17 protein-coding genes are annotated in these 19,033 nt (G+C 57.7%); 13 read left to right on the top strand and 4 right to left on the bottom strand.

From position 1 onward, the window contains the following. The first annotated feature begins 8 nt into the window (after window positions 1–8). The 3 genes from folK to HMPREF1628_RS01915 all read left to right on the top strand — a co-directional run bounded on the left by folK (window position 9) and on the right by HMPREF1628_RS01915 (window position 3,516). Window positions 9–2,168, top strand: coding sequence for a 2-amino-4-hydroxy-6-hydroxymethyldihydropteridine diphosphokinase (folK, locus tag HMPREF1628_RS08585; RefSeq protein ID WP_198030381.1), 2,160 nt, complete (start codon window positions 9–11; stop codon window positions 2,166–2,168). Next, window positions 2,165–2,626, top strand: coding sequence for a DUF3180 family protein (locus HMPREF1628_RS01920; protein WP_034507182.1), 462 nt, complete (start codon window positions 2,165–2,167; stop codon window positions 2,624–2,626). The genes folK and HMPREF1628_RS01920 overlap by 4 nt, the downstream gene beginning before the upstream one ends. 239 nt (window positions 2,627–2,865) lie before the next feature. Then, window positions 2,866–3,516 carry a hypothetical protein gene (locus HMPREF1628_RS01915; RefSeq protein ID WP_156956823.1) on the top strand — a complete coding sequence of 217 codons (651 nt, stop codon included), beginning with the start codon at window positions 2,866–2,868 and terminating at the stop codon, window positions 3,514–3,516. 28 nt (window positions 3,517–3,544) lie between these two features. On the opposite strand, the gene disA is transcribed toward HMPREF1628_RS01915, so the two are convergent. Beyond that, window positions 3,545–4,624 carry a DNA integrity scanning diadenylate cyclase DisA gene (gene disA, locus HMPREF1628_RS01910; RefSeq protein ID WP_084703155.1) on the bottom strand — a complete coding sequence of 360 codons (1,080 nt, stop codon included), beginning with the start codon at window positions 4,622–4,624 and terminating at the stop codon, window positions 3,545–3,547. Then, window positions 4,621–6,033, bottom strand: a complete 1,413-nt coding sequence (radA, locus tag HMPREF1628_RS01905) for a DNA repair protein RadA (RefSeq protein ID WP_034507177.1) — start codon at window positions 6,031–6,033, stop codon at window positions 4,621–4,623. Before radA ends, disA begins: the two co-directional genes overlap by 4 nt. Before the next feature lie 159 nt (window positions 6,034–6,192). On the opposite strand from radA, the gene ppk2 reads away from it, so the two are divergent. After that, entirely contained in the window at window positions 6,193–7,077 is an 885-nt protein-coding gene (gene ppk2 / locus HMPREF1628_RS01900; RefSeq protein ID WP_034507175.1) for a polyphosphate kinase 2, read from the top strand. 119 nt (window positions 7,078–7,196) lie between these two features. Here ppk2 and HMPREF1628_RS01895 read toward each other — a convergent pair whose 3' ends face one another. After that, a complete protein-coding gene (locus tag HMPREF1628_RS01895) occupies window positions 7,197–7,868 on the bottom strand; it encodes a potassium channel family protein (RefSeq protein ID WP_034507172.1) in 672 nt (223 codons plus the stop codon). 79 nt (window positions 7,869–7,947) lie between these two features. After that, entirely contained in the window at window positions 7,948–9,408 is a 1,461-nt protein-coding gene (locus tag HMPREF1628_RS01890; protein ID WP_034507169.1) for a TrkH family potassium uptake protein, read from the bottom strand. A gap of 222 nt (window positions 9,409–9,630) precedes the next feature. Here HMPREF1628_RS01890 and HMPREF1628_RS08805 point away from each other — a divergent pair, with 222 nt between their 5' ends. The 9 genes from HMPREF1628_RS08805 to HMPREF1628_RS01850 all read left to right on the top strand — a co-directional run bounded on the left by HMPREF1628_RS08805 (window position 9,631) and on the right by HMPREF1628_RS01850 (window position 19,025). Next, window positions 9,631–9,729, top strand: coding sequence for a 30S ribosomal protein bS22 (locus HMPREF1628_RS08805; RefSeq protein ID WP_005504750.1), 99 nt, complete (start codon window positions 9,631–9,633; stop codon window positions 9,727–9,729). Between the two features lie 42 nt (window positions 9,730–9,771). Further along, window positions 9,772–10,476, top strand: coding sequence for a histidine phosphatase family protein (locus HMPREF1628_RS01885; RefSeq protein ID WP_232219351.1), 705 nt, complete (start codon window positions 9,772–9,774; stop codon window positions 10,474–10,476). After that, on the top strand, window positions 10,473–11,285 hold the full coding sequence (locus tag HMPREF1628_RS01880; RefSeq protein WP_156956821.1) for a DeoR/GlpR family DNA-binding transcription regulator: 813 nt from the start codon (window positions 10,473–10,475) through the stop codon (window positions 11,283–11,285). The genes HMPREF1628_RS01885 and HMPREF1628_RS01880 overlap by 4 nt, the downstream gene beginning before the upstream one ends. 206 nt (window positions 11,286–11,491) lie before the next feature. After that, window positions 11,492–11,947: a ribose-5-phosphate isomerase gene (locus HMPREF1628_RS01875; protein WP_034499725.1), complete on the top strand. Its 456-nt coding sequence runs from the start codon at window positions 11,492–11,494 to the stop codon at window positions 11,945–11,947. Between the two features lie 204 nt (window positions 11,948–12,151). Beyond that, a complete protein-coding gene (locus HMPREF1628_RS01870; protein WP_034507165.1) occupies window positions 12,152–13,126 on the top strand; it encodes a hypothetical protein in 975 nt (324 codons plus the stop codon). A 110-nt stretch (window positions 13,127–13,236) separates the two neighbouring features. Beyond that, complete coding sequence (locus HMPREF1628_RS01865) at window positions 13,237–14,100, top strand: HAD-IIA family hydrolase (RefSeq protein WP_034507163.1); 864 nt, start codon at window positions 13,237–13,239, stop codon at window positions 14,098–14,100. Between the two features lie 150 nt (window positions 14,101–14,250). After that, window positions 14,251–15,822: an FGGY-family carbohydrate kinase gene (locus tag HMPREF1628_RS01860; protein ID WP_034507161.1), complete on the top strand. Its 1,572-nt coding sequence runs from the start codon at window positions 14,251–14,253 to the stop codon at window positions 15,820–15,822. A gap of 15 nt (window positions 15,823–15,837) precedes the next feature. Then, on the top strand, window positions 15,838–17,208 hold the full coding sequence (locus tag HMPREF1628_RS01855; RefSeq protein ID WP_034507159.1) for a sn-glycerol-1-phosphate dehydrogenase: 1,371 nt from the start codon (window positions 15,838–15,840) through the stop codon (window positions 17,206–17,208). Between the two features lie 140 nt (window positions 17,209–17,348). Further along, entirely contained in the window at window positions 17,349–19,025 is a 1,677-nt protein-coding gene (locus tag HMPREF1628_RS01850) for a ribulokinase (RefSeq protein WP_034507157.1), read from the top strand. Window positions 19,026–19,033: the final 8 nt, after the last annotated feature.

The following is a 19,033-nucleotide window of genomic DNA, read 5'->3' as shown; positions in this document are numbered from 1 at the left end:
GGAGGCTCATGATGGATCGCGGTAAGAGCGACCTTGACGTAATCAAAATCTTGGGCCTCACCACCACTGGGCGGCATGGCGTTTATGCGTTTGAACGCCGCGAGGGCCAGAAGTTCACTGTTGACGTGATCATGTACCTGGACACACGGCGCGCAGCGCGTGGCGACGATTTGACCCAAACGGTTGACTATTCCGAGGTCGCCGCCGAAGTGAGCGCAGTCCTTGCCGGGCCGCCGGTTTCGCTAATTGAGACGCTCGCGCAGAGGATCGCTCAAGTTGTGCTGATGTATGAGGTGGTGCAAATTGTTGAAGTCGTGGTGCACAAGCCTGACGCTCCGATAGGTCTTGAGTTTTCTGACGTTTCCGTGACCATCAGCCGCACGCGAAAAACTTCTTCTGAGCCCGGATTAGCAATGTCTGCGGTCGGCTCGCTTGCTATGAGCGGAAAAGCTAAGCCAACGGTTGCGCGCAGCGGAGCTGACGCGCACTCTGCGGGCCAGGTGGGTCGAGAACACCAGGTCAGCGCGTTGCCTAAATGTCCAGGTAGCGTGTACGACCAGTTGAAGGCAGATAAGTCAAAGAATGAGGTAAAGGTTCCCCGGCCTGCTCGGAGTGCGAAGCACGAGGCAAAGCGTAGCCCCACCAATACGCGCACGCCGAAGGTTGAAACTACAGTAGCGGCTGAACCGCGGCTGACAGACTCGGATTCTCCCTTGCACGCGCAGATGATGAACACAGCGAAACGCCGCGCGGAGCGCGAACAGTGGCTTGCCGCTCATCGTAAGCAGCTGGAACAAAACCTGGAAAATCCAGCTTGCACTCCCATTGCTCGGTCCATGCAAGATTGGCAGGTAGGAGATCCGCGTCCGGTATCGAAATCGGTTAAACCATCGCTGCCTGCCCTGTCGTCACCGCTGCACGCCACGCTCATGAACTCGTATGTAGATCACGAGGGGCTGACGAAAACTCCGGCGGAGCCGGTTACTGCCATAATTGCTCTGGGCGCCAACTTGGGAACGCCGTGGAAGACACTCGCAGAGGCCGTCCTCATGCTCGATGCCATGCCGGATATTTCTGTGACTGGCTTGTCGGCGCTGTTCCGGTCCGCGCCTATGCTCGCGCCCGGTCAGGCGGCGCAGACCGACTACTACAACGCCGTCGCGCAGGTACGCACCGCGCTGGCTCCGCTAGATCTGCTCAATGCTACGCAGATGATCGAGAACGCATTTGGGCGCGTGCGCACCGAGCATTGGGGGCCGCGTACCCTGGACCTCGACATCATCACGTACGGATCGCTCCGTAGTGATGATCCAAAGCTTATACTTCCGCATCCGCGTGCCCACGAGCGTGCATTTGTGCTGGTGCCTTGGCTTCAGATCGACCCGAATGCGCGTGTTGGTCGCTATGGCCGCGTGGACGTTTTGGTGCCGGAAATCGCGGATCAGGACATTGAACAGGTTGCAACCCAGTGGGTTGAAGACGCTGCCCGTGATGATGCGATCTTCCGCGCAACCGTATTGGGCGTTAGCGTTGGGCGTGAGGAGAATAACGGCAGGACGCGTGTATTGCCGCAAATGGGTTTTCGGAAGAAGGCGGATATAACCCACAAACCCACCGGGGGCAGAAGGAACGAGGTGAACCAAGAGGATGCCACGCCAACTGATGGCCAGATGTATGGGCATGTCGCTTGGGTGTCCTCTCTAGAGGAGGAGGAATCCGCACCAAAGGCGAAACCTCGCTGGATGCCGCTACCTCCGCGTGCCCCCTCCCAAGGGTCAGCAACGAGACCTTCACTAAAGCAAAGAGAAGCACAGTCCGCTCCATCTGCGTCAACTCCTGTTGCGGGTCAGCATCAAATCTCTGGTGATAGTGCACAACAGATGAGGTCTGTTAATGACCGCGATATCGGCTTGCCTCACTGGGATCGGATACCTGAGCAGAGGACTATCGACGAGCCTGACGAGCTACACCGCGCTGATGAGCGCCAGGAGGATGACGCTTCTGCGCACAGGCCACGCCTTGAGTCGGGGTTGGCAGAGGATTTCGCATCTGGCCTCATCCCGTTGTCTGAGGAGCCTGTCCGACCGTCGCGTCGCACGATCGTTCGCCCAACAGTTACGGGCACCATCCCGATTGTGAAGCGAGGCGAAGAGAATGAGACGTCGTGAAGCCGCTGAGTGTATCCAGTATCGTCATCCTATTTGCCGCTGCCACGGCCGTGGGGGCGGCGGTAGCGGTGATACTCCCAACGCTCATGATCACTGCGTACACGGGACTTCTTTTCTTGGGCATTGCCGCGGTGCTGTTCTATTTTGGACGCCGGGTGCACGCGCTTCGAAAGGGAGAGCCTCGGCGCATTAGTGCCACGGGAGCGATGAACGTTGCGATGTTCGCGTATTCGGCGGCGTGGGTATCTGCCGCCGCGATCGGATTCTTTTTTGGAGCGGTGCTGGCGATGCTCCGTAACGCGCACGCCGAGTACGTGCAAACGTCAATGTTGGGCGCTATTTTGTCGGCCTTAGGGGCCGCGGCGTTACTGGTGGTGGCGTTCGTGGTTGAGCGTTGGTGTCATTTGGATGATGACGAAGATGCGGGTTCGTCTGGTGTAGAGCAGGGTGTTAGCTAGTGGTTCCAAAGAATGGTAACGGCAAAGGCCGAGGCGACTGGGAAGTTTGGCCCCAAAGTAGTGGTAGCAGGTCCGCAAAATCCTCACGCCCCTCAACCTCGCGCAGGTCTCCGTCCGGTAATTCATTTTCGAGGTCCCAGTCCTCGTCTGGCAGGAGCGGTAGCTCCTCGGCTCGCAGGCCCGCGAGTGGAACGCCGCGGAGTGCTAAAGGTGGCGCGGCCGCTGGCCAACGCCCCGCAGTGTCGAGAAAGCTACCCGCGCAGTCGAACAAGTCTCAGGCCACTACTCGTAGCGCTAAGGGGGGATCGCGCTCGGCGCGGGTTGCGCGGCCCGGTGTGGCGCTGACGCGGGGGCATTTGATCGCTGTGGTGCTCCTAATTTTGGCGGCTTTGGGATTGGGAATCTATTTCCTGAGTGCTTCGGCTACGAAGAGCTTGGAGCAACGCCAGCAGAGCTTGCAGGCTGTGCAAGAACAGGACGCGGTGAAGCCCATTGCAGAGTGTCGCGCTGCGGATCTGGACTTTAAGATCACTAATTATGATCGGTCTATCCCCGTTGGCGGCCCGTGGAATGCAGCGGTTACGGTGACGAATCGGGGCGCGGACGCGTGTCTTGCAGATGGGTCAGCGAAGTCACTTGGCGTGCGGGTAACATCGGGTTCCTATGAGTTGGTTGACACCTTGAAGTGTGCTTCGCCGGACGCGTCGCTTCCACTTTTGATTGGCCCGAACCGTAGCTGGAATACAACGCTGTCCTGGGATGGCCACGATTATGAGAGTTGTGAGGCGGGCAGTGTGGGCGCCGCGGGCACGTACGTGTTGCACGTGGGCTACTTGGGTGTTGCTAAGGCCGACCTGCTGGTGCAGGTTGTGGAGCCGCAAGAAGAATAGTCGCAGTTACCATCCGATGGGCCTGTAGTTACCAGCCGACGGCTTCGGCTGATGCCGCTGCATGTTGCCTGTTGAGTGACTTGCAGATGAGGCTGGCTCGATAGGGGCCGACGCCCTCGATGGTTTGCAGTTCTTCTACGGTGGCCTCACGCAGTTTAGTGAGCGTGTCCCACTTTTTAATGAGCTGTTCGATGATGTTCCAGGGCAGGCGCGGAACCATGGTGAGGGAACGATAGCCACGGGGGGATACAACACGGTCAAAGTCGGATGCGTCAACTACGGGCTGGCCGATTGCTGCAGCAATGCGGGCGAGGTCAACCATGCCTTCGCTATCGAGGTTGGACAGTTCCGTTTCGGCTTCGCTGATGCGTTCGGGCTGGCGGATGTAATCGCGTATTAGGAGGGCGCGTTCGGATGCGGAACCGCGGAGGAGATCATCGAGCTGCAGCTCGATGAGGCGGCCTTCGGTGCCCAGTTCTTCAAGGTAGCCAGAAATCTCAGTGTGAATGCGCCTGATCATTTCCATACGATGGAGGGTGGTGGCGACGTCGCGAACCGTAACGGTTTCGCGTTGCTCGAGCACGGTGAGGGTGGCCAGGTCTTCCTCAAGGCGTTGCGAGTACCGGTCTAGCGTGTCAAGGGCTAGGTTGGCGCGTGAGAGCAGGGCTTCGGGTTCCTCTAGGCTGCGCCTGAGCGAGCCCACGTAGACGGTGATGACGCGCATGGAGGCGGAGAGGGAGATGACGGGCAGTCCGGTTTGCCGCGCGGTGCGTTCAGCGGTGCGGTGACGCATGCCAGATTCCACGGTAGGTACGGCGGCGTGGGGGATTAGTTGCACATTGGCGCGGCGGATGCGTTTGTAGTCGGAAGAGATGATGACTGCGCCATCCATTTTTGAAAGTTCACGCAGGCGCGGGCCGGAGAATGCGACGTCGAGTTCGAAGCCGCCCGAACATAGGGCTTCTACATCTTTATTATAGCCGAGCACGATGAGGGCACCGGTGTGCCCGCGTTGGATGCGTTCAAGGCCTTCGCGTAGGTCGGTGCCAGGGGCGAGTGCCTTAAGGGCTTTGCGCATGGTTTCGTGTTCTGCGGTTGTCATGGTCATTCTTTTCTTTTGCGCCCTGCGTTGTCTGGTGGGGTGAGTCCGACTTTGGCGGCCGTTGCCAGATCGGTCACCGGATAGATGATGAGTCCATTAACTGCTTTGAGGTCTTCGCTTCCAGTGCTGGGAACGATGGCCTGTTTAAATCCTAGTCTCGCAGCTTCGGTTAGGCGGCGTTGCACGCCGGCTGTTGCTCGAATCTCGCCGGTCAGTCCTACTTCTCCGATGGCTACAAGCTCGGTTTTGATGGGCCTGTTCCACGCGGCGGACATGATGGCGAGAGCGGTGGCCATGTCGGCGGCCGGTTCGGAGGTTTTTGCCCCGCCGACGGTGGACACGTACACGTCGGTGGTGGAGGTGTCCACGCCCAGGCGGGCTTGGCACACGGCAAGCATCATGGCTACGCGCGAATGGTCAATTCCTGAGGTGGTTCGCCGCGGACTGCCCGCGTTGGTGTGGGCAACTAGGGCTTGCACTTCGGTTGGCATGGGGCGGCGCCCCTCCAGGGTGACGGTGATGCACGTGCCGGGCGTAGTTGTTTCGGTGTGGGAAAGGAATAGGCCGGACGGGTCGGGCAGGCCCACGATTCCGGAGTCACGCAGGTCAAAGCACCCCACTTCGTCGGTGGGTCCGTAGCGGTTCTTGACTGCGCGAAGTAGGCGTAGTCGCGCGTGGCGGTCACCTTCGAACTGACAGACTACGTCCACCAGGTGTTCAAGAATGCGCGGGCCGGCAATGCCGCCGTCTTTGGTGACATGGCCAACCAGGATGACGGGTAGGTTGCGTTCTTTTGCGGCTCTGATGAGACGGGCCGCAACCGCGCGCACTTGAGATACCCCGCCCGCAGAGCCCTCCATGTCGAGCGTGTAAATGGTTTGCACAGAGTCCACTATCAGCAAGCAGGGGTTTGTGGAGTCGACGTGTCCCAAGATGGTCTCAAGGTTTGCTTCTGCAGCCAGCAACAGGTTGTCGTGAAGCGCCCCGATGCGTTCGGCGCGCAGGCGAATCTGAGATGCTGATTCCTCTGCAGAAATATAGAGAACGGGCCCATTGCCCACGGCATCTGCAGCGGAACGAGCGGCGACGTCAAGCAGGAGCGTGGACTTACCAACCCCTGGCTCGCCTGCCAGTAGAACCACGGCACCGGGAACAATGCCGCCCCCAAGAACCCTGTTGAACTCGGAAACCCCGGTGGAGCGGTAGCGCGCAACCTCGGCGGATACCTTCGAGATCGGAGCAGCGGGAGAAGATGGGGTGAGTGCCTTTGCGCCTCCAGCTTGCGGCGCAGCCTCCAAAACTTGGGTTTGTTCCAAGGTGCCCCACGCGCTGCACTCGCGGCACTGGCCCACCCATTTGGTGGTGGTCCAGCCGCATTCGCTGCACTCAAAGTGTTCGGTAGGTTTCTTCGCCACGGCCTCTTCTTTCTTTCGCTAATAAAAGGTTAGCAGTGGGTACGGACAAGAAATCTGGCCGCTCTTACTTTGTGGATTGAAACCACCAAAACAAGGGGCAGGGCTATGTAATCTTGCCAAACCGGACAGGGCGTGGGCTGCGCGCGTTAGAGTTGAGGCATGTCAAGCACCGATAGTATTTCGCGAAACGATAATCTGCCTAAGCTCGATAAGAAGGCTTACGAGAAGGAGCTGAAGCGGCTCCAGGCTGAACTTGTTGAGATGCAGCAGTGGGTTATTGCAAAGGGTGAACGCATCATCATCCTGTTTGAGGGGCGCGACGCCGCGGGCAAGGGCTCTGCGATTAAGCGCGTCACCCAGTACTTGAATCCGCGCCACGCGCGCGTGGTTGCACTTCCAAAGCCGACGGAGCGAGAGAGTACGCAGTGGTACTTCCAGCGCTACGTTCAGCATCTGCCGTCAGCTGGGGAGATCGTTATTTTTGACCGCTCCTGGTATAACCGTGCGGGCGTGGAGCGCGTGATGGGCTTTTGCTCGCCGGAGGAATACCACCGGTTCTTGCGTCAGGCTCCCGAGTTTGAACGCATGCTGGTAGATGATGGTATTCGCGTGATTAAGTACTGGTTCTCGGTGTCCGCAGATGAGCAGGAGGCGCGGTTCCGCTCCCGTTCATCCGATCCGATGCGGCGCTGGAAGCTCTCCCCGATTGACGTGGAATCGATTACGAGGTGGGAGGAGTACTCGCGCGCGAAAGACGCTATGTTTGCAGCAACGGATACGCCGTGGGCGCGTTGGCGCACAGTTGAGTCGGAAGATAAGAAGCGTTCGCGCATCAACGTTATTAACGATCTGTTGAATGAGATTCCGTGGAAGCGTATTGAGCCCGATCCGGTGGAGATTCCACCTCGACCAAATCCGGCAGGGCAGAAGGAATATGAGCGTCTTGACCGCGGCAAGTACATTTACGTGGAGGACGTGGCTGCGAATCTTGAAAAGGATCGCGTGAAGGCCCGGAAGGCAAAAGCCAAAGAAGATGCGGACTAGCCAGCGCCGGCTATCTGCGATGGGTTAGAGGCATTAAGAACAGTGGCGGTTTCCTTAGGGTTTCGAGGGAAGCCGCCACTTTCATTTACGAGGTGATTACTTTAGCCGGGGAAATAGCTCTACGGCCGGTTGGCAAAGTACTCCAAAAGTGAGCCATCGCCAGAGACGATGATGATGTCTTCGCGGTCAATACGCGTGTCGGAGGACGCGTATTCGAAAGCACGGCCGGGGCGCAGAACTCCAAGTACGTTGACGCCGTACTTGGCGCGAACGTCAGATTCTTCCAGGGTGAAGCCCTGCACTTCTTTTGGCGGGCGCATTTTCATGATGGCAAAGCCCTGCTTGTCCATTTCGATGTAGTCAAGCATGCGGCCGCCAACTAGGTGGGCGGTGCGCTGGCCAGCGTCAAACTCGGGGTAGACAACGTGGTGGGCGCCGATGCGGCGCAGAATGCGGCCGTGTTCGCGCGAGGTTGCTTTTGCCCAGATGGAGGGGATCCCTAGGTCCACTAGGTTAGCGGTGATAAGCACCGATGCTTCGAGGGAGGAGCCCACGCCGACCACGGCGGAGGAGAACTCGCGTGCGCCGAGCTGCTCAAGCGCCTCCATGTTGGTGGCATCGGCCTCCACAAGTGGAATACGGCCGGCGAAGATCTGCACTTTGCGCGGGTCTGATTCGACGGCCATGATCTCACGCTTCAGCCGCCCAAGCGTGGCCGCTACAGCGGATCCAAAGCGCCCTAGGCCGATTACGAGCGTGCCGGACGATTGTTTCCAATCGGATTCAGCCACGTTTCCTCCCTAAAACTTTGCGTTTGCAGTTTCGCAAGTTCATATCAGTTCCACTCAAGTGTAAGGCGTGAAGGGGCTTCTAGCCGATAATCGGGTTTTCTTGCGGTTGGCGAATCACGCGGCGGCGTTCGCGCAGGGCTAGGGCAGCAGCAATGGTCATGGGGCCGGTTCGCCCCAGGTACATGAGCGCAGAAAGGGTGTGTTTGCCCGCGTCGGGCAGGCTCGCGGTGATGCCGGTGGATAGGCCGCACGTACCGAATGCGCTTATGGCTTCAAATAGCAGGCGGTCCAGCGAGTATGGCGTGATGGCTAGGAGGATCATCGTGGCGACGCCAACGAGGAATGCGCCGATCATTGTGACCGCAACTGCGAGACGCACAGTTGAAGAGGAGATGCGGCGTCCGAATGCTTCAATGTCGCGGTCACCGCGCGCTTCTGCGAGGACGGCGAGGGCGAGGACCGCTAGAGTGGTCACCTTGATGCCGCCACCCGTTGATGCGGAGCCGCCGCCGATGAACATGAGCGCGTCTTGAATCCACCAGGTGGTCGCGCGCATTTGCCCCTCGTCCAAAATGGAGATTCCCGAGGAGCGTCCGTTTACTCCGGCGAGCACGGAGTGCGCGATCCGGTCTTGCACGGACAGCACGCCCATGCCGCCTGTGTTGTTCCATTCGAGAGCCCCGATAATCAGTGATCCGGCGATGGCAAGCGTGATGTAGGTGGTGATCGTGAGCTTGCTGTGAAGCGTGAGGTGGCGGGGCTGCTTCCAGTTTCGGGTCAGATCCATGATGACCGGGAAGCCAAGCGCGCCCACCGCGGTTCCTACGACGATCGGCGCAATGACCCACAGGTCCGAGGTGAACTGTTCCAGGCCTTCGGGAATGACTACGAATCCGGCATTGTTGAAGATTGAGATGGCCATGAAGATGGCGTACCAGAGGGCCTCGGTGAACTCGTAGCCCAGGGCGAGGAAGCGGGGGAACAGTACTGCGAATAGTAGGAAGTCCATGGCGAAAGCGGTCAGGATAACCATGCGGAGTAGCGAACCAACTTGGCCAAGCGCAGCTGTTTTGGTTTCTGTTGCGGCCAGCATGCGTTGGGTGAGGCCAAGGTGGCGAGACACCGCGAGGCCAAGTATCGATGCCATGGTCATAACTCCCATGCCACCGATTGAGATCGCGGTTGCCAGCACGATCTGGCCAAATAGTGACCAGTAGTTCGCAGTATCTACGCTGGCAAGTCCGGTAACGGCAACTGCAGACGTCGCGTTAAACAGGGCGTCTGCGAAGGGGGCGCGCTGCCCGGATTGGGTTGCGACTGGCAGGCTGAGCAACGCGGTAGTTACCGCGATGATGGAGGCAAAAACTATCATCGCCAGGCGCGCCGGGTAGGCTTTCGCCCAATGGTCGATTTTGCCTCGAAACCGCTCGCGGAGTGTGGGCTCGTGCGCCTGATAGATCGCGGTTGGCGCAATGTTTGGATAGCTGGGGGCAGGGGTGTCCCGCGGGGCGGTTTCGCCGCCAGGCGCAAAGGGATCCAAGGCTGCCTCCTTCAAACACTTATGCGCTAACTTTACTAATTTATAGGAGGAATGTTCACACGCCGTTGAAAACCAGTTATTGAGCGGGGGAATCGCGCGCGCTTTTGCCTGATTACCGTTAGCTGGGTCATAACGGGTGGGCTTTGTTTGACAAATTGGGCGAATTTTCTATAGATTCTCTATGTTTGGTTAAAGGTAAGGCCATAGTTTTAGGAGGGCCGTATGGGCTCCGTGATTAAGAAGCGTCGCAAGCGTATGTCGAAGAAGAAGCACCGCAAGTTGCTTCGCAAGACGCGCCACCAGCGCCGCAACAAGAAGTAGTTCTTCATTTGAAAAAGCCCCGACTTGCGGGGCCTTTTCTATATGTCACGATATCGGAGGCCGGCTTTGCGAACCGTTATTCATTTGATGCGCCACGGGGAAGTGGATAATCCCGAAGCGATTTTGTACGGGAGGATGCCCGGCTTTGGTTTGACTGAACTTGGCCGGCAGATGGCAAGTGAGGTAGCCAGAGTTCTTGTGGATAGTGGCCACGAGATTACGGGCGTGGTCTCATCGCCGCTCCTTCGCGCGCAGCAGACGGCTCTGCCCACGGCCCGCGCGTACGATCTGCCGATTTTGAGCGACCAGCGTCTGGTGGAGGCGTGGAATACGTTCGAGGGCGAGGCTGTGAACCGTAACCGTCTGATTCTGGCTCATCCGAAGTATTGGAAGCGCTACGTGAACCCGTTGAAGCCCTCTTGGTCAGAACCGTATTCGGATTTGGTTTCTCGCATGAGTGCCGCCACCTCGGATGTGCTTTCGCAGTTCGAGGGTGGGGAGGTGCTGATGGTTTCTCATCAGCTTCCGATTTGGACCCTGCGTTCGTTCGTGGAGGGACGCCCACTGTGGCACGATCCGCGAAAGCGTGAATGCTCGTTGGCCTCGCTAACCAGCCTGCAGTTCGAAGATGCAACTTTGAAATCAGTGACGTACTGGGAACCAGCTGGCAAACTTCTAAAGCGGGCCGCGGATATGGTTCCGGGCAGTTCCGACGCTGGGGTTGCAACAGGAAAAGGACAAAAGTGAGCGAGGGCGAATCGAAGCTGATTTCGAAGATGAACCGGCACCTGGGCGATCAGAGTCAGCGCAGGCGCGCGATAGCGAAACGCGTCATTGAGCACGGTGAAGTCTCGGTTGAAGACCTTGCCACCTACACCGGTGTGTCACTGATGACGGTGTACCGCGATGTGGCGGCCCTTGAGGGCGCTGGGATCTTGCATAAGCATCGCGGGAAGGTTGTGGCGGCAGCCTCGGGCTTGCATGAGGCCACGGCCTCGTATCGTTTGAAGCAGGAAGCCACCTCAAAAAAGCAGATTGCCAAGGCGGTTGTGGCGCTTATTCCCCCGGGCAGTTCGGTGATGCTAGACGATTCGACGTCTGGAGTGTGGGTATTGCGAGAGCTGGCAGAAAGCGCCCCGATTTCGGTTATCACCAACTCTTTACTTGTTGCCCGTGAGTTGGAAGAGGAATCACGTCATTCTCTGCTCGTGCTGGGCGGTGAATACCAGTCTTGGGCCGCTGCCACCATGGGGCCCGTAACCATTAGCAATTTGGAGGCCGTGCACGCCGATATTTGCTTGATCTCGGCTTCGGGTATTAGGAACGGGACGGTCTACCACCCGTACGCAGACGTTGCAGCGGTGAAGGCAAAAATGATGGAGTCGTCTGAGCTGACGATTCTGCTTTTGGATCACACTAAGTTCAAGCGCCGCGCTATGTATTCCTTTGGCAAGCTTGCCGATGTTGACGTGATTGTCGTTGACTCGCAGACCAGTGAGGAAGATGTACAAATGCTTCAGGATTCGGGAGCGAGGGTAATCGTAGCGAAGCCGTGACGCAATAAGCTACGAGGCCGGAATGTAACAAAATATGAAACCCTAGTTTCAAATACTGCGATATGACCCCGTGACCGGGGTCATATTTGTATACTGACTTCAAGGCGTTGATGTTATTTCTAAAACAAGATTTGTTAAAAGTGACAAGTTTTGTGATACATTGATGCCGACGATGCACGCCACATGCTCCAAGGAGGGAGACATTTATGGGTTTTCGTATAGTTGTTGCCGCGGATTCTGCGGGTCTTGATTACAAGGAAATTCTCAAGAAAGACCTCGAATCTGACGAGCGCGTAGACGAGGTGATTGACGCTGGTATTCACGCCGGTGAAGATATCGACTACCCGCATGTTGCGGTCAAGGCCGCTCGCATGATCGCGGAAGGCAAGGCTGATCGTGGCCTGTTCGTTTGTGGTACCGGTATGGGTGTGGCAATGGCTGCCAACAAGGTGCCAGGCATTCGCGCTTCGGTGGCTCATGACTCGTTCTCAGTTGAGCGTTTGATCCTGTCTAACAATGCTCAGGTTCTAACCTTCGGTCAGCGTGTTATCGGTATTGAGTTGGCACGGCGCCTCGCAAAGGAGTGGTTGGGCTACGAGTTTGATACGAGCTCTCCTTCCGCACAAAAGGTTGAGGCGCTCGAGTCTTACGACGGTTGCTAACTTCTAAATCTCAGCACTGCTCGGGAAAAAGTGAGGAGCCGCGTCATGCGGCTGGGAAATTGTGCACAACGGTGAACTGTTGAGCAAAACCGCATTCACTTGGGTAGTGTTTATCTGTCAGCATTTTCGTGCGCGCAACGTTGCGTGTTTTCGAAATATTCCCATTACAGATGGTTAGACCATCCATTAACAAAAGGTGGATAAATGACTCCAGATGCAGCATTGACATTCCTTGGAAACATGGATTTGTTCTGGCTTATCGCTGCGGCCGGTGGTGGCTTCTTTGGCGCCGCTATCGGTGGTAACTTTGCGTTCGGTTTCACGGGCATCCTGATTCTCGTGGGCTTCGGTATCGCGATGGCAACGGGCTCCGACGTGGGCTTTAGCTACCTGGCTTTCGGCCCGGTATTTGGCCCACACATCGTATTTGCTGGTGCTGCTTCGGCAGCAGCGTACGCGGCTAAGAAGGGCCGTTTGCAAGATACCGGGAAGGGCCGCGATATTAATACGGCACTCGCGGGACTCGGTGAGCCCGATGTTCTTTTGGTCGGCGCACTCTTCGGTATGCTCGGCTACGTAATCAACAACCTCATTGCGATGATCCCGTGGTTCGGTTCGCACACCGATACCGTTGCTCTCACCGTTGTGCTCCAGGGCTTGATTGCTCGCGTACTGTTCTCCAAGACCGGTATGTTCGGCTGGGTGAGCAAGCTTGAAGGCGACAGGCGTTGGATTGCTTGGCAAGAGAAGCCGAGCCAGTGGATCACCATTGGTGCTCTTGGTGGCCTATTCGGTGCAGGCGTTGCAACTATGGTTTACTACCACGCTGGTGCAATGCTTGATCCGGATACCGCTGCGATCCTCATGGCGAACGCGAAGACGCTACCGTTCGCAATCTCCGCTATTACGATCTTCCTGCTCGTATTCGGCGTAACGATCCCGGTTTCGCACCACATCACCATTATTGGTGGTCTGGCAGGCGTTACCTTCTTCGAAGCCACTCAGTCGGGCGTTCTTGCGCTCATCCTTGGTGCAGTGTTCGGCGTGATGTCGGCTGCGATTGCAGAGCTTGGTAACCGTCTCTGCTACGCGCACGGCGACACCCACATTGACCCGCCGGCATTCGCAATCTGGCCGTCCACCACGATCGTGCTCGTTCTGGGTGCGCTCGTAGCCTAAGACGGTCTCTAACTAACAGTTAAGGAGTGCCGGGCAGTAGCTCATACTCCCGGCACTCCTTTCCTTTTACAAGCCGTTTCGAAAACAACTGCAAAGCACAAGTTGGGAAAATGACTGACACAAAAACTTCCTTGAGCTTTCCGTCCAAACTCTACGATGCCTACGTATTCGATATGGACGGCACCATCTATCTTGGTGATCACCTTCTTCCGGGTGTGAAACGAACCATTGAAGAGCTGCGCAGGCGCAACATTCCGGTTCGCTACCTCTCTAACAACCCGACTAAAGACCCGAGCCAGTATGTAGAAAAACTCAGCATGCTTGGGCTTCCTACCGATATTTCAGACATCGCGAACACCGTTGTGACCATGACGCGGTGGCTTAAAGATCACCGTCCGGACGCGATTGTATTCCCCATTGCGGAACAGCCTTTGATTGATGCCTTCAAAGATGCAGGTATCAAGATGAGTGATAATCCGGAGGAAATCGACATTGTCGTTGCCTCCTATGACCGCACTTTTGACTACCGGAAGTTGCAGATCGCGTTTGACGCAATCTGGTTCCACAAGCGTGCGATTCTGGTTGCCACGAACCCGGACCGCTACTGCCCGTTCCCCGGAGGACGAGGAGAACCAGACTGTGCTTCTATCATCGCTGCCATTGAGGCATGCACGGGCACGAAAGTGCAGATGATCGCCGGCAAACCTAACGCGGTCATGCTGGAGGAGGCCATCGCGGGCCTCGATGTGGATCCCACTAACTGCATGATGGTTGGCGACCGCCTTCACACTGACATTCAGATGGCTGTTCGTACCGGCATGTACTCGGCGATGCCTCTCACGGGTGATTCCACGATCGAAGAGGCCCGGGAACTCGATGAGAAGGATCGCCCCACCTACGTGATCGATCGACTCGACCGCCTTATTCCCGCTGACATTTGGGAAGAAAATGGCTGGACGGAAGACGACGCCTAAAACGTAACCCCATGACCTGTAGGGGGTTGAAAACGCCGCGCGATTTCATCCCCTACGAGTCTGCCCCGTGGCGGTCATTCACCGGACCGCTACGGGGAAACGAAATAAAAATTTTCGCCATTTATAGCAATGACGCTGAAAGGAAATCCAATGGTTAATCCGGGTTTTGAAGGTCCATACCTACTCGGTATCGACTTTGGTACGGAATCGTGCCGCGCTGCAATCTTTGATCTTAAGGGTGAGCCGATTGGTTTTGCGGCAACGCCTTACCGTACCTACCACCCGCATCCGGGTTGGGCAGAGCAGTCTCCGGCCGACTGGTGGGAGGCACTCGGCGCGTCCGTCTCTCAGGTACTCAACAACACGGGTGTTCCGGCTCGCAAGATTGCAGGTATTTCCTACGACGCCACGACCATGACGGTTGTACCCATGGATGCGAACGGCCAGGAGCTTTCGCGCGCAATCATGTGGATGGACGTGCGCGCAACTAAGCAGGCTGCACGAGCATCAACCATCGATCACTGGGCCCGCCTCTACAATGGTGGTGGCACGCTGGGTGCAACTGCAGAGTGGTTCCCGTTCAAGGCCGCGTGGCTACGTGAGAACGAGCGCGAGCTTTACGATTCTGCCTACCGTCTGCTGGATGCCCCGGACTGGCTGACCTACAAGCTGACGGGCGAGTGGACCATTAATATCAACTCGGCGGCAATGCGCGGCTACTACAACCGCGATTACGGCGGCTGGCCGGTAGATTTTTACGAGCACATCGGCTGTGGTGACGTATTCGACAAGCTTCCCGAGGCCGTGCTGGACCTCGGTACGCCGATCGGTACGCTAACCCCGGCGGCTGCAAGCCACATGTCGCTAGTGCCCGGCATTCCGGTGGCGCAGGGCTGTGCGGACGCGTGGGCAGGCCAGATTGGTATGGGCGTTGTTGCTCCGGGTCGTATTGCGGTCACCACCGGTTCGTCGCAGGTCATCAACGGCCAGTCGGACAAGCCGATTCACGGCAAGGGCTTCTTCGGTTCTTACACGGACGGTGTTATTAAGGGCCAGTACACGGTTGAAGGTGGCCTCGTCTCATCCGGTTCGGTACTTAAGTGGTTCAAGGACGGCTTCGCTCGTGACGTTGTAATGGCAACTGAGCGCGTTGGACTTAACCCGTACCAGTACCTGGATAAGGCCTCGGCTCACATTCCACCAGGCTCGGATGGCCTCATCGTCAACGAGTACTTCCAGGGCAACCGCACGCCGTACACCGACTCGAAGGCACGCGGCATCATCTGGGGCTTGTCGCTACACCACACCCCAGAGCACCTGTACCACGCCATCAAGGAGGCCGTCTGCTACGGCACGGCACACACTTTGAAGGCAATGAGCGACGCGGGCTTGCAGCCAACCGAGTTGGTGGCTGCAGGCGGCGCAACGAAGTCGCGTGACTGGATGCAGATGCACGCGGATGTTACCGGCCTGCCGGTAGTTCTTCCCGAGGTTGGAGACGCGGTAGTGCTCGGATCGTGCATCCTCGCAGCGGTTGGTTCTGGCCAGTACAAGTCGATCGAGGACGCGGTTCGCAACATGGTTCACGAGAAGGACCGCATCGAACCGAATATGGCAACTCACGAAGAATACAAGTTCTACCTCCAGCAGTACATGGATGCGTACCCGCAGATGCAGGAGCTCACCCACAAGACTGTTGACCACGTGGCAGCAAGCAACTAAGGAAAGAAGTAAGTTATGACAAGCAAATTGATCGAAACTGCTCTAAAGACAGCCACTGAGACTCGCGAAATCCTTTTTGACCACGATGCGGTGAGCCGCACCGGCGAGCTTTTCGCCCGGGTTTTCCCTGGCAAGAAGGTACTCGTCGTAGCGGATGGCAACACCTATGGTGCGTGCGGTGACGCGGTAGTGAAGTCGCTTAAGGACGCGGGTGTTGAGTTCGCTGCCGATCCGTACATTTTCCCGGGCACGCCAACCCTCTACGGCGACTACGACAACGTATCGAAGCTACGCGAAGTTATCCGTCCGCTGGGTGATGAGACCGTGGTTTGCTCCATCGCGTCGGGTACGCTAAACGACATCGCCAAGCTCGCCTCGGGCGAGTTGGGCCGCGAGTACATGAACGTATGTACTGCAGCTTCCGTGGACGGCTTCGCCTCGTTCGGCGCCTCCATTTCGCGTGACGGCTTCAAGATCACGCGTAACTGCCCGGCCCCGGCCGCACTAGTTGCGGACCTCGAGGTTATGGCAAACGCGCCGCAGCGCCTCACGGCTACCGGCTATGGTGACCTGATTGAAAAGATCCCGGCGGGCGCAGACTGGATGCTTGCTGACGAGCTCGGTATCGAAGCGATTGACGACTACGTGTGGAGCCTCGTGCAGGGCCCGCTACGTGACACACTCGCGGATCCAAAGGCTATTGCCTCCGGTGATGTGGATGCGATCGCGAAGCTGGGCGAAGGTAACATCATGTCTGGCCTGGCAATGCAGGCTGCGCAGTCTTCTCGCCCCGCTTCGGGTGCAGGCCACCAGTTCTCCCACGTTTGGGAGATGGAGGGCCACGGCCTCGACTGGGAGCCCCCGCTATCGCACGGCTTCAAGGTGGGTGTTGGCACCGTCGCGTCGTGCGCGATCTGGGAAGAGACGCTCAAGCTGGACCTCGAAAATCTGGACATTGAAGAGGTTGTAGCAAAGCAGCCCACCAAGGCTGAAGTTGAGGCAAAGGTTCGCGAAATCCAGTCCGAGCGCATCGTTGACGAGGCTGTGAAGCACACCCTTGGCAAGCACTTGGAAGGTGACGAGCTACGCGAGCGCCTGACGAAGATCAAGGCTGCTTGGCCAAAGATCAAGGAGCGCGTGAAGGACCAGCTGGTCTCGCCGGAAGAGGCTGCACGCATGCTGAAGGATGCTAAGGCCCCTTACCACCCCGAGATGATCGAGATCGATTGGGATCGCTTCCGCCTGACGCACACCAAGGCGCAGCAGATTCGTCCTCGCTACACCGTGCTTGATGTCCTCGCGGACACAGGCATGCTGGATGAGGTCATCGAGCGCCTGTTCGCTGCGGATGGCTACTGGGGCAAGCACCGCCACCCCGAGGCATAACCTCAAGTACACGCCTAATGTTTGCCCGCGCGCCCTCCATTTTCGGGCGTGCGGGCAAACCCGGCTCCCAGGTATTGGCGAGTCGTTAGAAAATACAAGCTTTGATTGGACCACAGGCCAAGTAGTTCAAGGAGGAACCTATGACCACTGAGTCACCCAAATATGTAATCGGCATCGACCTGGGCACTTTGTCTGGTCGCGCAGTAGTTGTTGACGCGAGCAACGGCGACGAGCTCGGATCAGCAGTGTTGGAATACACGCACGCGGTTATGGACCACACGCTGACTGCGGGCGACAACCAGCAGCTGCCGCCAGATTTTGCACTCCAGGACCCTCGGGACTACCTGGAAGTCCTCTCAACCGTCATTCCGGGTGCGATTGAGGACGCGAAGATTAACAAGGAAGACGTTGTCGGTATCGGCCTTGACGTAACTTCGGCAACCGTGATCGTGACTGATAAGGACGGCACGCCGCTTTGTGAGAAGGAAGAGTTTAGGAACAACCCGCACGCCTACGTGAAGCTGTGGAAGCACCACGGCGCGCAGGAGCAGGCGGACCGCATTGTTGCGCTGGCGCGTGAGCGGAACGTGGACTGGCTGGCGCGTTACGGCGGCGAGCTGTCCTCAGAAATGTTGCTGCCGAAGGCCTTGGAGACTTTGGAGAAGGCTCCGGAGGTATACAACGCAGCGGATCATATTGTGAACGCTCTGGATTGGCTCACCTGGATCCTCACCGGTCACCTGACATACGCGGCTGGCGACTCGGGATACAAGCGCATGTACCAGGATGGCAAGTACCCGGACGAAGATTTCCTCAAGACACTAAACCCTGACTTTGGGGAAGTGTTCTCGCAGAAGATGGCCGCTGAAGTTCTGCCACTTGGCGGCAAGGTAGGTACGCTGAACGAGCGCGGCCAGCGCATCACGGGCCTTTCCGGCAACGTAACGGTGGCTTCGGGCAACATTGACGCCCACGTTACCGCTCCCGCAGTACAGGCAACCGAGGCGGGCCAGTTGACGGCGATTATGGGCACCTCTTCGTGCTACGTCGTTTCGGGTAAGGACTTCCAGCCGGTGCCGGGTGTGTTCGGCATCGTTGATGGCGGCATTATCGATGGTATGTGGGGCTACGAGGGCGGCCAGACCGCTGTTGGCGATATTTACGCCTGGTTTGTTGAAAACTGTGTGCCGAAGGCCTACGAGGAAGAGGCGGAGAGCCGCGGCATTTCGCTCCATGAGCTCCTCACAGAGAAGGCGTCGAAGCAGGAGGTTGGCGAGCACGGCCTGGTTGCGCTCGACTGGCACAACGGTAACCGCTCCATCCTGGTCGATGCGAACCTGTCTGGCATGATTGTTGGCCAGACGCTGGCTACGAAGCCAGAAGATCAGTATCGCGCGATCATGGAGGCCACGGCGTTTGGTGCCCGTGTGATTATTGAGAACTTCGAGGAGCATGGCGTTGAGATCAATGAGTTCATCGCTGCTGGTGGTTTGATTAAGAACCCGTTCCTCATGCAGATGTTCTCTGACATCACTAGGCTCCCTGTTTCTACGGCGCTGTCCTCGCAGGCTCCGGCTCTGGGCTCCGCTATTTTCGGTGCTGTTGCAGCGGGCTTGTACGACACGGTTTCGGAGGCCGCCGCGGCAATGGGCAAGCGGAAGAAGGCTGCCTACACGCCGGATGAGACCAGGTCTAAGCAGTACGACGAGCTGTACAAGCACTACAGGTACCTGCATGACCTCTTCGGTCGTGAAAATGAAGTGATGCACGATTTGAAGCGAATCCGGCGTGAAGCTCACGAGCGTCGCGCGAAGTAGATGGGAGT

Source organism: Actinomyces sp. S4-C9 (genome assembly GCF_000758775.1).
GTDB classification, from domain to species: Bacteria; Actinomycetota; Actinomycetes; order Actinomycetales; family Actinomycetaceae; genus Gleimia; species Gleimia europaea.
The sequence above is the reverse complement of the archived record's forward strand: the minus strand, read 5'-3'. Positions and strand labels throughout refer to the sequence as shown.

What these genes read in the sequence shown, in the direction of transcription:
- folK (WP_198030381.1), top strand. Translation starts at nt 9, where the DNA reads ATGATGGATCGCGGTAAGAGCGACCTTGACGTAATCAAAATCTTGGGC.
- disA (WP_084703155.1), bottom strand. Translation starts at nt 4,624, where the DNA reads ATGACCATGACAACCGCAGAACACGAAACCATGCGCAAAGCCCTTAAG.
- ppk2 (WP_034507175.1), top strand. Translation starts at nt 6,193, where the DNA reads ATGTCAAGCACCGATAGTATTTCGCGAAACGATAATCTGCCTAAGCTC.
- HMPREF1628_RS08805 (WP_005504750.1), top strand. Translation starts at nt 9,631, where the DNA reads ATGGGCTCCGTGATTAAGAAGCGTCGCAAGCGTATGTCGAAGAAGAAG.
- HMPREF1628_RS01885 (WP_232219351.1), top strand. Translation starts at nt 9,772, where the DNA reads ATGTCACGATATCGGAGGCCGGCTTTGCGAACCGTTATTCATTTGATG.
- HMPREF1628_RS01875 (WP_034499725.1), top strand. Translation starts at nt 11,492, where the DNA reads ATGGGTTTTCGTATAGTTGTTGCCGCGGATTCTGCGGGTCTTGATTAC.
- HMPREF1628_RS01870 (WP_034507165.1), top strand. Translation starts at nt 12,152, where the DNA reads ATGACTCCAGATGCAGCATTGACATTCCTTGGAAACATGGATTTGTTC.
- HMPREF1628_RS01865 (WP_034507163.1), top strand. Translation starts at nt 13,237, where the DNA reads ATGACTGACACAAAAACTTCCTTGAGCTTTCCGTCCAAACTCTACGAT.
- HMPREF1628_RS01860 (WP_034507161.1), top strand. Translation starts at nt 14,251, where the DNA reads ATGGTTAATCCGGGTTTTGAAGGTCCATACCTACTCGGTATCGACTTT.
- HMPREF1628_RS01855 (WP_034507159.1), top strand. Translation starts at nt 15,838, where the DNA reads ATGACAAGCAAATTGATCGAAACTGCTCTAAAGACAGCCACTGAGACT.
- HMPREF1628_RS01850 (WP_034507157.1), top strand. Translation starts at nt 17,349, where the DNA reads ATGACCACTGAGTCACCCAAATATGTAATCGGCATCGACCTGGGCACT.